The sequence below is a fragment of the Mesorhizobium sp. M0276 genome (genome assembly GCF_040321755.1).
Classification (GTDB): domain Bacteria; phylum Pseudomonadota; class Alphaproteobacteria; order Rhizobiales; family Rhizobiaceae; genus Mesorhizobium.
The window spans coordinates 16,482-28,993 of sequence record NZ_JAMYSC010000059.1 but is presented as its reverse complement, the minus strand read 5'-3'; the positions used below and the strand labels follow the sequence as shown (position 1 = coordinate 28,993).

Here is a 12,512-nt window from a genome sequence, read left to right as displayed (position 1 = left end):
AAACCCATCGCCAGCAAGATGCGAAGAGCCAGATGGAACAGAGACTTCCTCTTCCAGCTCTTTACTCATATGCGATAGCCCTGCCCTCAAGGGGGGAGATTGGTAGCTTCATTGGCAGTGCGAATTCTGCATCGACGGCGACTAGCGAAGCGAGAAATGTCAGCCGATCTCCCCCCTTGAGGGGGAGATGTCCGGCAGGACAGAGGGGGGTAGACGCGCGCAACCGCCTCAAGCTCTATCGATGAAAGACGTCAAGGCCTCACCTGTCCGGATCCGCGCACGCGGTATTTGAACGAGGTCAGCTGCTCGACGCCGACCGGTCCGCGCGCGTGCATCTTGCCGGTGGCGATACCGATCTCGGCGCCCATGCCGAACTCGCCGCCGTCGGCGAACTGCGTCGAGGCGTTGTGCAACAGGATCGCCGAATCGATCTCGTTGAAGAACCGCTCTACCGCCTGCGCATCCTCGGCGACGATCGCCTCGGTGTGATGTGAGGAGAACGTCTCGATGTGTTCGACCGCACCACCGACACCGTCGACCAGCTTCACCGCGATGATGGCGTCGAGATATTCGGTCACCCAGTCGAGGTCAGTGGCAGGCTTGGCATCGGAGAATATCTTCAGCACTTCGGCATCGGCATGGATTTCGCAGCCGGCGGCGCGAAGTGCGTCGAGGATCGGTACCAGATGCGTGGAGGCAACCGCGCGGTCGATCAGCAGCGTTTCGGCGGCGCCGCAAACGCCGGTGCGCCGCATCTTCGCGTTGACGGCGATCCGCACCGCCATATCGAGCTTGGCCGAGCGGTCGATGTAGAGATGGCAGATGCCTTCGAGATGGGCAAAGACCGGCACCCGGGCCTCGCTCTGCACCCGCCCTACAAGGCTTTTGCCGCCGCGCGGAATGATGACGTCGAGTGTACCGCTTAAGCCCTTCAGCATCTCGCCGACAGCAGCGCGGTCAGTGGTCGGCACCAGTTGGATGGCGTCTTCCGGCAAGCCGGCTTTCCTCAGCCCTTCGACCAGGCAGGCATGGATGGCGGCCGAAGAATTGAGCGAATCCGAGCCGCCGCGCAGAATCACCGGATTGCCGGCCTTGAGACACAGTGCACCGGCATCCGCCGTGACGTTCGGCCGGCTCTCGTAGATGACGCCGATGACGCCGAGCGGCGTGCGCACGCGCTCGATATGCAGGCCGTTCGGCCGGTCCCATTGCGCGACCACGTCACCGACCGGATCGCGCAGAGCAGCGATCTCCCTCATGCCTTCTGCCATGGCTAGAATGCGCGCCGGATCGAGCTTCAAGCGGTCCATGAAGGATCCGGAAAGCCCGGATTCCCGACCATTCGAGACGTCGATGGCGTTGGCGTCGAGGATGTCCTGCTGACGCGCGACGATCGCCTCGGCCATGGCGAGGAGTGCGGCGTTCTTGGCGGCGGCCGTGGCAATGGCCAGCGGTCGGGCGGCAGCGCGGGCGCGGCGGCCGATATCTGCCATCAGCGCGACGGTGTCATCCCCGGATTTTTCATGCAGCTTCAGCATGCTCATCCTCCGCTTACATCGCCACCGGCCAGTACTTGGTTACCGGACCCTATTTGGTCGCTTGAATGGCTCACCACAAGGTCGTCTCGATGGATCATCGCGGACCGCGCTTCGTAGCCGAGCACGGTCTCGATCTCGGCCGTCTTCAGGCCTGCGATCCTTACGGCATCGGCGGCATCATAGGCAACCAGCCCGCGCGCGATCTCGCGGCCTTCGGGCGAAAGGATCGCCACCGTGTCGCCGCGCGAGAAATTGCCGCTGACCAACTTGACGCCGGCCGGCAGCAGCGACTTGCCCGACAGAAGCGCGCCAATGGCGCCGGCATCGACCGTCAGGCGGCCGGCCGGTTCGAGCTGGCCGGCGATCCAGGTCTTGTAGCCCTTGACCGGGTTGCTGCTCGGCCGGAAGAAGGTGGCGCGCTCGCCGCGTTCGATCGCCATCAGCGGCGACAGCCGCGTGCCGGACGTGATGATCATTGCCGTGCCGGCGGCGGTGGCGATCTTGCCGGCATCGAGCTTCGTCCGCATGCCGCCGCGCGACAATTCGGAAGCAGCGGCACCCGCCATCGCCTCGATATCAGGCGTGATCCGGTCGACCACCGGAATGAACTTTGCATGGGGATCGCGCGCCGGAGGCGCCGTATAGAGCCCGTCAATGTCGGAAAGCAGCACCAAAAGATCGGCGCCCATCATGGTGGCGACGCGAGCCGCCAGCCGGTCATTGTCGCCGTAGCGGATTTCCGAGGTGGCCACCGTGTCGTTCTCGTTTATGACCGGCACCGCCTTCATCTTGAGCAGCGTCGAGATCGTCGCCCGCGCGTTGAGATACCGGCGGCGTTCCTCGGTGTCGCCGAGCGTCAGCAGGATCTGGCCCGATTTCAGGCTGCCCTTGCCAAGCGCATCCGACCAGGCGCCGGCCAGAGCGATCTGCCCCACCGCTGCCGCGGCCTGGCTTTCCTCGAGCTTCAGGGCACGTTTGCCGAGGCCAAGGATGGTGCGGCCAAGTGCGATGGCGCCGGAGGAAACGACGAGGATTTCAGCGCCGTCTTGGGCCAGCAAGGCAATATCGTCGGCGAGCGAGGCCAGCCAGTCGCGCTTCAGGCCCATCGTGCGGTCGACGAGCAGCGCCGAGCCGATCTTGACGGTGATGCGCCGATATTTTTTCAGCGACTGCATGGCCCTATTTTTCCCAGCGCGTCTCGACCGGCGCGGCGATCCGCTCACGCGCCTCGGCCACCACCGACATCAGCTCCCGCAGCACCGCCTCGACGCCTTCGCCGGTAACCGCCGACAACAGCATCGGCGCGCGGCCGGCAGCGCGTTTCAGCGAGGCCAGCTTCTTCTTGCGCGCGTCGGCGTCGAGGGTGTCGACCTGCGAAAGCGCGACGATCTCGACCTTTTCGGTCAGGCCGTGGCCATAGGCCTCGAGCTCGGCGCGCACGGTCTTGTAGGCCTTGCCGGGATCTTCCTCCTGGGCCGAGACCAGATGCAGCAGCACGCGCGTGCGCTCGACATGGCCGAGGAAGCGGTCGCCGATTCCGACGCCCTCATGCGCGCCTTCGATGAGGCCCGGAATGTCGGCGATGACGAACTCGCGCGCGTCGATACGGGCAACGCCGAGGCCGGGATGCAGCGTCGTGAACGGATAGTCGGCGATCTTCGGCTTAGCCGCGGTGACGGCGGCGAGGAATGTCGACTTGCCGGCATTCGGCAGCCCGACCAGCCCGGCGTCGGCGATCAGCTTCAGCCGCAGCCAGATGTTGAGCTCTTCGCCCGGCAGGCCGGGATTGGCGCGGCGCGGTGCCTGGTTGGTCGAGGTCTTGAAATGCTGGTTGCCGAAACCGCCATTGCCGCCCTTGGCAAGCAGAAAGCGCTGGCCGACCACGGTCAGGTCGCAGATCAGCGTCTCGTTATCTTCCTCGAACACTTGCGTTCCGGCCGGCACTTTCAGCGTGACGTCGGCACCCTTGGCGCCGGTCATGTTGCGGCCCATGCCATGGACGCCGGTCTTGGCCTTGAAATGCTGCTGGTAGCGATAGTCGATCAGCGTGTTCAGTCCGTCGACCGCCTCCACCCAAACATCGCCGCCACGGCCGCCGTCGCCGCCGTCCGGCCCGCCGAATTCGATGAATTTTTCGCGCCGGAACGACACCGAACCGGCGCCGCCGTCACCAGAGCGGATGTAGACTTTGGCTTGATCGAGAAATTTCATGGGATTTCGCAGTTTCTACTAGTGGCTTTGCGGCATTGCTCTAAACCTTGGGCTTTGCTCTAAACCAAGGCGGGGCGAAGGGCGAGGCCGTTTTATGACAATGGCCGGGCGGGATCGGCCGGAGAGATGTTGGAATGAAGCTTGTAACGTACAACATCCAGTACGGCATCGGTCTCGACGGGCAGTACGAACTCGGCCGCATCGCTGACGCCGTGCGCGGCGCCGATGTGATCGCGCTGCAGGAGGTGACCCGCAACAACCCCAGGAACGGCGGCCGCGACATGGTCGTCGAGATCGGCGAGGCGCTGCCCGATTACTTCGCCGTCTATGGCAGTAATTTCGAGGCCAATATCGGGTCGCGCGTCGAGAACGGTCGCGCTATCACCAAGACCTTCCAGCTCGGCAATATGATGCTGTCGAAGACGCCAATTCATCTGTCGCGCAACCTGCTTTTGCCGCGCAGCCGCAGCTTCGAGATGATGAACTTCCAGCGTGGCGCGCTGGAAGCGCTGATCGAGACACCGCTGGGTTTCATCCGCTTCTATTCCATCCATCTCGATCACCGCAGCCCGGTCGAACGCGCCAGGCAGATCCAGTTCCTGCGCCGGCGCCTGCTGAACTATGCACTCGAAGGCGGCGCGCTGTCCGGCGTCGCCGAGATCGGCCTGCCGGAATTGCCGCATCCCGAAGCCTTTGTCGGCATGGGCGATTTCAACATGCTGGCCGGCTCGCCCGAATATGTCGAACTCGCCGGCCGGCCGGACCACGAATTCGGCATGCCGCTGACCGCCGATTTCGCCGTCGATGCCGCTTTGCGCCTGAACGCCGCCGCCGACGATCTCGTCAGCTGGGTCGACCCCAAACAACCCACTGACCCCAACCGCCACAAGCGCATCGACTACGTCTTCACCAGCGCTTCGCTTGCCAAATCCCTGCGGCGCCTGTGGGTCGACCGAAAGGCCGTCGGTTCGGACCATCTGCCGGTGTGGGTCGAACTGGGCTGACGGCCATTCAGCCGGCGGCGTTTTCGCGTTCGACGATCGCCATCATGATCGTATCGCGGTATTCCCCGTCGATATAGACCGCGTCGCGCTGCACGCCCTCCCTGGCAAACCCGACCTTGTCGTAAAGGGAAATGGCGCGCGCATTGTCGGAGTGTACGGAAAGCTCGACGCGGACAAAACCGGCCCTGCGCGCCTGCGCCAAGGTCGCATTGATCAGCCGCAGTCCGAGGCCACGCCCCCGATAGGAAGGAATGATCCCCATTCCGAGGGTGCCGCGATGCGCATGGATGAGCCGGTCATGGCGTGAGATGTCGCACCAGCCGACGACGTCGCCGCGGACAACGGCCACGAACCCGGGGTCGCCTCTAACGATACGGTCCATCGCGAAGCTTCGCGTTTGATCCAGCGATGGCGCCTCGAGGAAGGACAGGTACTTTCGCTCGCGCGCAACAAGATCTAGCGCGCGATGAAAGCTTTCGACATCCCCAGGCGTCATCGGCGCGATCGCGGCCGTTTCAATATCGCTGCTGTCGACCATGGCTTGACCGGCTTCATCCATCAAAAGTGGACCCAGTTCCGCAGGCTGGTCCAGGTCTTCCTGTCGAGCCGGTAGCGCTCGACCGGGACCTGGCCGGCGACAATCGAGTTCAGCATGCCCTGGCCGGCATACTGGAACCCGCACTTGTGGATGACGCGGCGCGATGCCGGATTGATCACCCGCGTCGAGGCATGCAGCACCTGGATCGACGTCCTCTGGAAGGCGAGGTCGACCAGCGCATGCGCTGCTTCCGTCGCATAGCCCTTCTTCCAGTAGGGCTCGCCGATCCAGTAGCCGAGTTCCAGTCCGCGATCGGTGGTGTTGAGACCCGCGCAACCGACGAAAGTTTCGGTGCCGGCCAGCGTCAACGCATAGGCGATGCCGGCCCGGCGCGACTTGGTCATGGCGAGAAAGGCGCGCGCCTCGGCCTCGCCATAGGGGTGCGGCATGCGGGCCAGCATTTCGGCGACATGACGGTTGTCGGCAAGCTCGACCAGCTGCGCGATGTCGCCTTCGTGCGGCGCCCGCATCACCAGTCGCTCGGTGACCAGCACCGGGCAGTCTATCGCGTAACTTTCGTCTTCTGAGTCTTCCGCTTCGGCAACCATTTGAAGTCCTCCAGGCACAAGAAAAAAGGGAGATGGAAACCCATCTCCCCTGATCCTTTTCCTGGCTTTGCCAGACACCGGTCCCGAGATGGGCGCCGGTGTTCTAGTGCGGAACCGGCTACTCCGCGGCTTTGGTAATCGGGTTGACCGATACGTAGGTTCGGCCGTTGGCTTTTTTGTTGAACGTCACGGCGCCGGTCTCGAGCGCGAAAAGCGTGTGGTCCGTACCCATGCCGACATTGACGCCGGGATGCCACGTGGTGCCGCGTTGACGAATGATGATGTTGCCCGGGATGACGGCTTCGCCGCCGAACTTCTTCACGCCCAGACGCTTGGAATGCGAGTCGCGACCGTTGCGCGACGAGCCGCCAGCTTTCTTGTGTGCCATCTAACTAACTCCGTTGCGCCGCAAGGCGCCTAAAAGGCGTTATGAACGCGTTCGCGTTCCGTTTCAAGTCCGATCCGGCGACCTGATCGCCAGAAAATTACTTCGCCGCCAATTCCTTGGCCTGCTCGCGCCAGTCCTTGATCTGGTCGGCGCTGAAGGGCATGTGCTCGTCGATCTTGGCGACATCCTTGTCGGTCAGCTTGGCGAGCTGGGCGAAGGTGATGATGCCCTGCTCGGCGAGATCCTTGGCTGCGACCGGGCCGATGCCCTTGATCACGGTCAGATCGTCCGGCTCGCCCTTCGGCGCCTTGAACAGCGGTGCCGCCGCGGTCTCGGCTGCCTTTGTCTCGGCGGCCTTGGCCTTGGGCTCCTTCTTCGGCGCGGCTTCCGCCTTCGCTTCCGTGGCTGCCTCTGCCTTGGCTTCCTTCTTCGGCGCCTTGACCGCTGCAGTCTTGGTCGGCTTGGCGCCACCCAGCAGGATCTCGGAGATCCGCACGGTGGTCAGAAGCTGGCGATGGCCGATCTTGCGGCGCGAATTCTGCCGGCGGCGCTTCTTGAAGGCGATGACGGTGCGGTTCTTGCCCTGCTCTACGACTTCGGCGGTAACCACCGCGCCATCGACGAACGGCGCGCCGAACGTGACATTTTCGCCCTCGCCATGCGCGAGAACATGGCCGATCTCGACCATATCGCCGACCGCGGCTTCGACTTTTTCGATCTTCAGGAGATCGTTGGCGGCAACGCGATACTGCTTGCCACCCGTTTTAATGACTGCGAACATTTTTTGCCTTTCGCTGTTCGGTCGGCCTTGATGAACCGCCTCTGGCGATTCAGCCGTCTTTTTGTCAGTCTGCGGGTTCAAAAAACAAGCGGCGCGGAAGAACCCTCCACGCCGATTGCGCGCTGTCCCTAACCGAAGGTTGAGTGCGAGTCAAGGCAGACGTCGCCTCGTTTGCCGAGACTGTCATTGGCGGGCACGGACCGGCCGTGCCCGAAGGACCGCGCACGTTACCATCGCCTGCAGGCGAGGATGCCGGGAACCCGTGCGCTCGCCCACCAACGCCGGTGTTAATCCGCCGCTTGTCCGGCAAGCCAAATAACTCACGGATTTGGCCTTGTAACCTGCCCGTTCAGCCGTTATTTAGTGCGCCGCGCCGGCAACGGCCGACCATGACCGCGGAGAGGTGGCAGAGTGGTCGAATGCACCGCACTCGAAATGCGGCATGGGTGCAAGCCCATCGGGGGTTCGAATCCCTCCCTCTCCGCCAGGGGTCTCGGACTCGAACCCACATTCCGCGCAAGCGCCTGATCCCGTTCTGAAAAGTCTCCCGGCGGCTCCCGAGAATGGGAGTTTTCTCAGGTGCGTGTATCGTTGAATGTATCGCGCGACGTATCATTGGATGCATCGTTCGAAGATCCTGGAAATGCGCCGCGATCGAGCCGCAGCGCTTCGCCCGGCCGCTACCTCGTCCGGTCAGGTTCCGTTTATCTTTTCCAGATTAGACTGCCCGGCGACCTCAGTGGAAGGGACGCGCACTTCGTCCGGCTCGGGCTGGGCGCGCTGACTGCACGCCAGGCGCGCGTCCAGGCTGAACTGCTGGCGGCGCTCGCCAGGAACCGCTTCGACCAGATCAGGACGGCCAGATTGGAAAACGAGGGCACCAAGAACGCGGACGAAAGGGACGGCGAGGACGCTCCGGACTTCGCCAATGACAGTCCCGAACTGACCGCGGCAGAGGTGAAGGGCTACCTCAAGGCCATGCTTTCGGTGGTCTCGCAACCCGCCCCTCCGACGCCTCCGCACCAGGAGGCCGTATTCGCTGGCTTCCGGGGATTGGTCAGCATCGGCAGGGAACTGGCGAAAGGCGCCGGGGGCAATGCGCTCATCATCGAGAATGCTGACATGCTAAGGGCGCAGTCGCTCGCCAAGATCGCGGGCGAGGTCCAGACAGGTTCGGCTTCCACCTTCCCACAAATGGCAAAGCAAAGAGGTGCCGGGCCTCTTGACGCCTTGCCTGCCGTTCGCGTGACGACCGACCCCGCCGCGCATGCCCAGTCAAGCTCCTCAGCTCCCGTCGTCCATCCGGAGCCGGCCCGGCGGGTTGAGAACAGCTCGGTCAGGAAGACCGTGGCCTTCAAGCTTGACCGCCGTTATGTCGAGCGCAAGCCATCGACGAAGCCACTACTGAGCGAAGTCGCCGAGGACTATTTCGAACGCCGTGCCGTGAGATCGGGCCAGAAGAACAGGGACATCGCCACCGCGCGGATGCGAGTGGGCGTTTTCATCGAACTGATCGGCGACCATCCCGTCGACACCTATACGGGGGCCGACCTTCAGGCCTATGTCCATCTCCTGACGCATTGGCCGGCGAAAGAGAAGGACAGGCCGAAGGACAAGACGGCGCGCGAGATCCTGGCCGCCAATGCCGATCTTACGGCCAAACCCCTGAAACGATCGGCGCTGGAGGATGGCTATGTCACCATCGTCAAGACGATCATCCGTTCCAAGATCACCGAGCTGGACTACCCGGACCCGCTTTCGGGCGTAATACTTTTTTACCCGGATACCGCAGCCCCGCGCGAGTCGGCGGAGCCGCTTAGCTCCGACCAGATCAGCCGCATTTTCCGCAAGGGCGTTGAGAGAGGCTTGCTGGACGAGACTATGTTGCCGCTGCTCGGCCACCTGACCGGGCGCCGTCTCGGATTGCTGGTCCACCTCACGGGCAATGACATCCGCGAGAAATATCCTGACGTCTGGGTTGCCCAGACGTCAGGCATTCAGCTCAACAGGGAGGGGCATTGGCAGCGCGTCCCCATCAAGACCGACGCCAGCGCTACATTCTTCGTCCTGCATGATTTTCTCCGCAAGATCGGCTTCATCGAATGGGCTCAAAACCAGGGTAACTCGTTCCTGTTCCCGCAACTCATCCGGCTCGCGGACCCGAGCAAGAGCGCCAGTTCCTACATGAACCGCCTTTTCGAGAAGGCCGGCGTCACTACGACACGGAAGGAAGTCTTCCACTCGCTGCGGGGCGGCAACATCGACCAGATGCGCGACAACAAGGTGGACTCACGGGACCGCAAGCTGCAGGCTGGCCATCGGCTTGATGACGAGCACGACCTCTATGGTTTCAGGGCGATCAGCGAGATCCGTACGCGCGGCATCGCCCGCGCGGATCTCGTCGACGGCGTGGATTTTTCCGCCTTCTATGGCCTTGACTTCGACAAGCTCGCCCAAGCCAGGCGGACGTTCGGGCGGCGACCTAAATAGTCGTCTTGCGGGCGATTCAGTCGCAAACGGCGTTTGGTGAAGTAATGGGGAGAGCACGGGACAGCGGTTGAAAACGGCGTTTGATGTGAAAGCATGTCGATCGGTCAAAGCTGCCAAGACCTGGTGAGACAACGGCACAGGAGTCAGCCGCCAGCTTCGTCGATTTTACTGTCACCGCGCAGATGACGCTTGCGCTGGAAGGTCCAGCCGGAGCCGTATTTGTCGACGAGGTCGTCAAAGGCAGCGTCTGCAGCCTTTCGGTCAAAGCCCTGGGCAGCCAGTTCCTCCACGATCGACGCCTGCAGCCGATCGAGTTCCCGCCCGCGTCCAAGCTTTAGGTTCTGCACGACGGCGTAATGCAGAAGCGCACGGGCGATGTCGTCGCGCGATGGCTTTCTCTCAGCTCTCCTGGCAATCCGAACGGCGCGCTGGCGTTCCCGCTGCTTGTCCAGTTTCTCGCGCCGCGACTGTGCCATCTTTTTGTCTCCCAGGTTTCCACCTTGAGAGTCTGGCGCCGGTCCATGCATACGACAAACGCCGTTTGGCGGACAGCGATTCCGGCGTGGGAATCGATTGTCCGCGGAGCTGAATCGCAATTCCCTCCGCCCGAATCGAATTACCACAAATTTTCTCAATGTGAGATGCGTTGCCTGCAACTCGACCCAACGTGCACGGACGTTTACGGGCGGCCCGAACGCGCACGGCGTTTGCAGTTGCAACGCTTGTCCGGAGTCCGGAATCGTTTCCTCACACTCGTGAATCGTCCTCAGAGGACTCTGAATCGCGGTGCCGGGACGCTGAATCGGATTAACATAAATTTTCCTGATTTGACCTGGGTTCCAGGCCCGTCGGATCGAGTTGGCTGACATGCGATCGACCCGCGTTGCCTCCGACATGGCCTCGCCGCCATTCTTCGCGCCCGCCGCATCGGCGGGTTCAGCGCTGCCGCTCCGAATGCCACCGTTCGCCGCGGGCTTTATGGATTCGGGAGAACAGTCAGCGTTTCTTCGAGTTGCTGAAAGATGCTGCCCAGTTCCCTGCCCTCCAGCGTGTCGTGGTCCATGAGCGCGCGGGCAAGCGTCTCGATCGCCTTTCGATACCGCCGGATCAGTTCGCACGCCTTGGCGTAGGCCGCTTCCAGCCGAGCGTTGACGCGGCTGGCAATTTCCGGACTGTAGATCAGCAGCGAAGCCTTGTCGTCGGTTGCGCGATAGAGCAGCGGCGCATTCCGGGCAAAGCCCAGCGACGTCTCCATCGCAACGGCCAACTCTGTGGCGCCTGCAAGATCGCTGGACGAAGTCCCGCCAGATCCGGCCGTGACCGAACCCAGCAGCTCTTGCTCCGCCGCGCGGCCTGCAAGCCTGATCAGCAGCAGAGCCTCGGCGCGTTCCTCCGTTTCCTCATCGACAGCCGGCTGGTCGCCCTCGACCATGCCGCCGCCGTCGCGCCCGTCAATGGTGATCATGGTCACCCTGCCGAGCTTCAGGACCAGTCGCGCGACGGCATGACCGGATTCGTGTAGCGCCATGCGCCAGCGCAAACTCTCCGGCTTATCCGGCTTGGCAACGGTGAGAATGGTTTCGAGATCACACCACTCCAGCGTCCTCTGTTCTCGCCTCGCCTTCTGCCTGGCCTCGCGCACGAGGCGCTCGATATCGGCGCCGGTTAATCCATTCGCCTTCAGCGCAAGGCGACGCAGCACGTCATGAACGAGTGCGTGAGGGGGTGATGTGTTCTGCACGGGACTGCTCATGCGTCTCTCCTGCTCTGCTTGTTCGCCCGCGCCTGTCGCGCTGTGACATGGAGCGATGTGGCAGGCGCTTCGACGTCGACTGGGTCGGCCACGACGGGGCCCGTCTTCAATCCTGTCGCCCTGCCCTCGCTGGCGATCGAAGCCTGGCCAGACTCACCCTCAGGCTCAGAGATGGACGCGGCTATCGCATGGGCGGAGACCTGTGTCGGCGCACTCGCAACCACCGCAGCGAGATCGGCTCGCAGATGATGGCGCAGGATGCCGATCAGCGCCTCGGTGTCTGGCCGCGGAATGACGATGTGTTTTTCCAGCCTGCCCGAGCGCAGCAGCGCCGGGTCGATGGCGTCGGGATTGTTGGTCGCCCCGACGATGATCACGCCGGAAGATTTCGACGCTCCGTCGAGCAGCGTCAGCGCCTGGTTGATGAAAGAGGTCCAGTATTCGTCATGGGAGCGGGACGCGTTACCCCGCTTGCCGATGCCGTCGATCTCGTCGACAAAAAGGATCGCAGGCTTGTTGGCTTCGGCTTCCGTGAACGCCGCCTTCATGCGCCGGAGCACGTCGCCGAGGTAAGCGGGTTCCAACCAGGTCGCAACGGAAGTGACGATGAGCGGGATTTGCAGCGTGTTGCAAAGGGCTCTTGCGAAACTCGTCTTGCCCGTCCCTGGCGGGCCAGCCAGAAGCAGTTTTGTGGTCATCTCTTCCCACACGAGCCTACCCTCGCGCCACAGCGCCAGGTCAGCCTGCAACGACAGTGACCAGTCCCGGGCTTCGCCGTACCCTGTCAGCGTCTCGACGCGCGGGATGAAGCGATCCTGCTCGCCACCAGTCAGTTTCGCAGGCTGGATGATCTCGCTGCCCGAACCCTGGTCCTTGCCACGGCCCGTCTTGGTGGTCGCGTTGCTGGCATGGGTCTTGGAGCTGGAGCTGCTGGCTGGTCCATCACTGCCGTTGGATCCCTCTCCGGCTTCGGCCGACTTGCGCCTTTCCCCAGCGATATGCGCAAGCACGGCCCAGGCCGATGTGACTGAGACGCCGGGCCGGATAGCAATGGCGAGATCGGAGAGCGTCAGCAGAGAGCAGTCTACCTGGTCGAGTTCACCCTCGGGCTCCTCACCGAGCACGGCAGTCATGGTGTCTCCAATGATGGTCCCATTCAACGGGCCGCATACGAGGTTGAGTTGGGCCGCCCGTCTCAGCC

At 63.1% G+C, this 12,512-nt stretch carries 12 protein-coding genes and 1 tRNA gene; 3 read left to right on the top strand and 10 right to left on the bottom strand.

All coding sequences use genetic code 11. The annotated features are described in order from the left end of the window. Positions 1-251 precede the first annotated feature (251 nt). From NKJ01_RS30405 to obgE, 3 genes are read right to left on the bottom strand one after another with little or no spacing between them, the layout of a single operon-like run. On the bottom strand, positions 252-1,538 hold the full coding sequence (locus tag NKJ01_RS30405; protein WP_352733818.1) for a glutamate-5-semialdehyde dehydrogenase: 1,287 nt from the start codon (positions 1,536-1,538) through the stop codon (positions 252-254). A gap of 2 nt (positions 1,539-1,540) precedes the next feature. Continuing rightward, positions 1,541-2,713: a glutamate 5-kinase gene (gene proB / locus NKJ01_RS30400; RefSeq protein WP_352733816.1), complete on the bottom strand. Its 1,173-nt coding sequence runs from the start codon at positions 2,711-2,713 to the stop codon at positions 1,541-1,543. Positions 2,714-2,717: 4 nt separating this feature from the next. Further along, a complete protein-coding gene (obgE, locus tag NKJ01_RS30395; RefSeq protein WP_352733814.1) occupies positions 2,718-3,749 on the bottom strand; it encodes a GTPase ObgE in 1,032 nt (343 codons plus the stop codon). Positions 3,750-3,883: 134 nt separating this feature from the next. Between obgE and NKJ01_RS30390 the strand changes: the two genes are divergently transcribed. Further along, positions 3,884-4,753 (top strand): endonuclease/exonuclease/phosphatase family protein, encoded by an 870-nt coding sequence (locus tag NKJ01_RS30390; protein WP_352733812.1) that lies wholly within the window; start codon positions 3,884-3,886, stop codon positions 4,751-4,753. A gap of 7 nt (positions 4,754-4,760) precedes the next feature. On the opposite strand, the gene NKJ01_RS30385 is transcribed toward NKJ01_RS30390, so the two are convergent. The 4 genes from NKJ01_RS30385 to NKJ01_RS30370 all read right to left on the bottom strand — a co-directional run bounded on the left by NKJ01_RS30385 (position 4,761) and on the right by NKJ01_RS30370 (position 7,068). Then, positions 4,761-5,291: a GNAT family N-acetyltransferase gene (locus NKJ01_RS30385; RefSeq protein WP_502905928.1), complete on the bottom strand. Its 531-nt coding sequence runs from the start codon at positions 5,289-5,291 to the stop codon at positions 4,761-4,763. 20 nt (positions 5,292-5,311) lie between these two features. Beyond that, complete coding sequence (locus tag NKJ01_RS30380) at positions 5,312-5,899, bottom strand: GNAT family N-acetyltransferase (RefSeq protein ID WP_352733808.1); 588 nt, start codon at positions 5,897-5,899, stop codon at positions 5,312-5,314. A 118-nt stretch (positions 5,900-6,017) separates the two neighbouring features. After that, positions 6,018-6,287: a 50S ribosomal protein L27 gene (gene rpmA, locus NKJ01_RS30375; protein WP_015315190.1), complete on the bottom strand. Its 270-nt coding sequence runs from the start codon at positions 6,285-6,287 to the stop codon at positions 6,018-6,020. 97 nt (positions 6,288-6,384) lie between these two features. Further along, positions 6,385-7,068 carry a 50S ribosomal protein L21 gene (locus NKJ01_RS30370; RefSeq protein ID WP_352733806.1) on the bottom strand — a complete coding sequence of 228 codons (684 nt, stop codon included), beginning with the start codon at positions 7,066-7,068 and terminating at the stop codon, positions 6,385-6,387. 397 nt (positions 7,069-7,465) lie between these two features. Between NKJ01_RS30370 and NKJ01_RS30365 the strand changes: the two genes are divergently transcribed. Together NKJ01_RS30365 and NKJ01_RS30360 are read left to right on the top strand one after the other, a co-directional pair. Then, positions 7,466-7,555: transfer RNA gene (locus NKJ01_RS30365), tRNA-Ser, on the top strand. Between the two features lie 92 nt (positions 7,556-7,647). Continuing rightward, the gene (locus NKJ01_RS30360) at positions 7,648-9,558 is read left to right on the top strand and encodes a site-specific integrase (protein ID WP_352733804.1); all 1,911 of its coding nucleotides are present in this window, start codon (positions 7,648-7,650) and stop codon (positions 9,556-9,558) included. A 143-nt stretch (positions 9,559-9,701) separates the two neighbouring features. On the opposite strand, the gene NKJ01_RS30355 is transcribed toward NKJ01_RS30360, so the two are convergent. From NKJ01_RS30355 to NKJ01_RS30345, 3 genes are all read right to left on the bottom strand, one after another. After that, positions 9,702-10,034, bottom strand: a complete 333-nt coding sequence (locus NKJ01_RS30355; RefSeq protein WP_352733802.1) for a hypothetical protein — start codon at positions 10,032-10,034, stop codon at positions 9,702-9,704. A 500-nt stretch (positions 10,035-10,534) separates the two neighbouring features. After that, positions 10,535-11,311 carry an ATP-dependent metallopeptidase FtsH/Yme1/Tma family protein gene (locus NKJ01_RS30350; protein WP_352733800.1) on the bottom strand — a complete coding sequence of 259 codons (777 nt, stop codon included), beginning with the start codon at positions 11,309-11,311 and terminating at the stop codon, positions 10,535-10,537. Continuing rightward, positions 11,308-12,444, bottom strand: a complete 1,137-nt coding sequence (locus NKJ01_RS30345; protein WP_352733798.1) for an AAA family ATPase — start codon at positions 12,442-12,444, stop codon at positions 11,308-11,310. The genes NKJ01_RS30350 and NKJ01_RS30345 overlap by 4 nt, the downstream gene beginning before the upstream one ends. Between the last annotated feature and the right edge of the window lie 68 nt (positions 12,445-12,512).

Bases quoted from the DNA above. Each gene is read 5' to 3' on its own strand.
- NKJ01_RS30405 (WP_352733818.1), bottom strand. From the start codon at position 1,538: ATGCTGAAGCTGCATGAAAAATCCGGGGATGACACCGTCGCGCTGATG.
- proB (WP_352733816.1), bottom strand. From the start codon at position 2,713: ATGCAGTCGCTGAAAAAATATCGGCGCATCACCGTCAAGATCGGCTCG.
- obgE (WP_352733814.1), bottom strand. From the start codon at position 3,749: ATGAAATTTCTCGATCAAGCCAAAGTCTACATCCGCTCTGGTGACGGC.
- NKJ01_RS30390 (WP_352733812.1), top strand. From the start codon at position 3,884: ATGAAGCTTGTAACGTACAACATCCAGTACGGCATCGGTCTCGACGGG.
- NKJ01_RS30385 (WP_502905928.1), bottom strand. From the start codon at position 5,291: ATGGTCGACAGCAGCGATATTGAAACGGCCGCGATCGCGCCGATGACG.
- NKJ01_RS30380 (WP_352733808.1), bottom strand. From the start codon at position 5,899: ATGGTTGCCGAAGCGGAAGACTCAGAAGACGAAAGTTACGCGATAGAC.
- rpmA (WP_015315190.1), bottom strand. From the start codon at position 6,287: ATGGCACACAAGAAAGCTGGCGGCTCGTCGCGCAACGGTCGCGACTCG.
- NKJ01_RS30370 (WP_352733806.1), bottom strand. From the start codon at position 7,068: ATGTTCGCAGTCATTAAAACGGGTGGCAAGCAGTATCGCGTTGCCGCC.
- NKJ01_RS30355 (WP_352733802.1), bottom strand. From the start codon at position 10,034: ATGGCACAGTCGCGGCGCGAGAAACTGGACAAGCAGCGGGAACGCCAG.
- NKJ01_RS30350 (WP_352733800.1), bottom strand. From the start codon at position 11,311: ATGAGCAGTCCCGTGCAGAACACATCACCCCCTCACGCACTCGTTCAT.
- NKJ01_RS30345 (WP_352733798.1), bottom strand. From the start codon at position 12,444: ATGACTGCCGTGCTCGGTGAGGAGCCCGAGGGTGAACTCGACCAGGTA.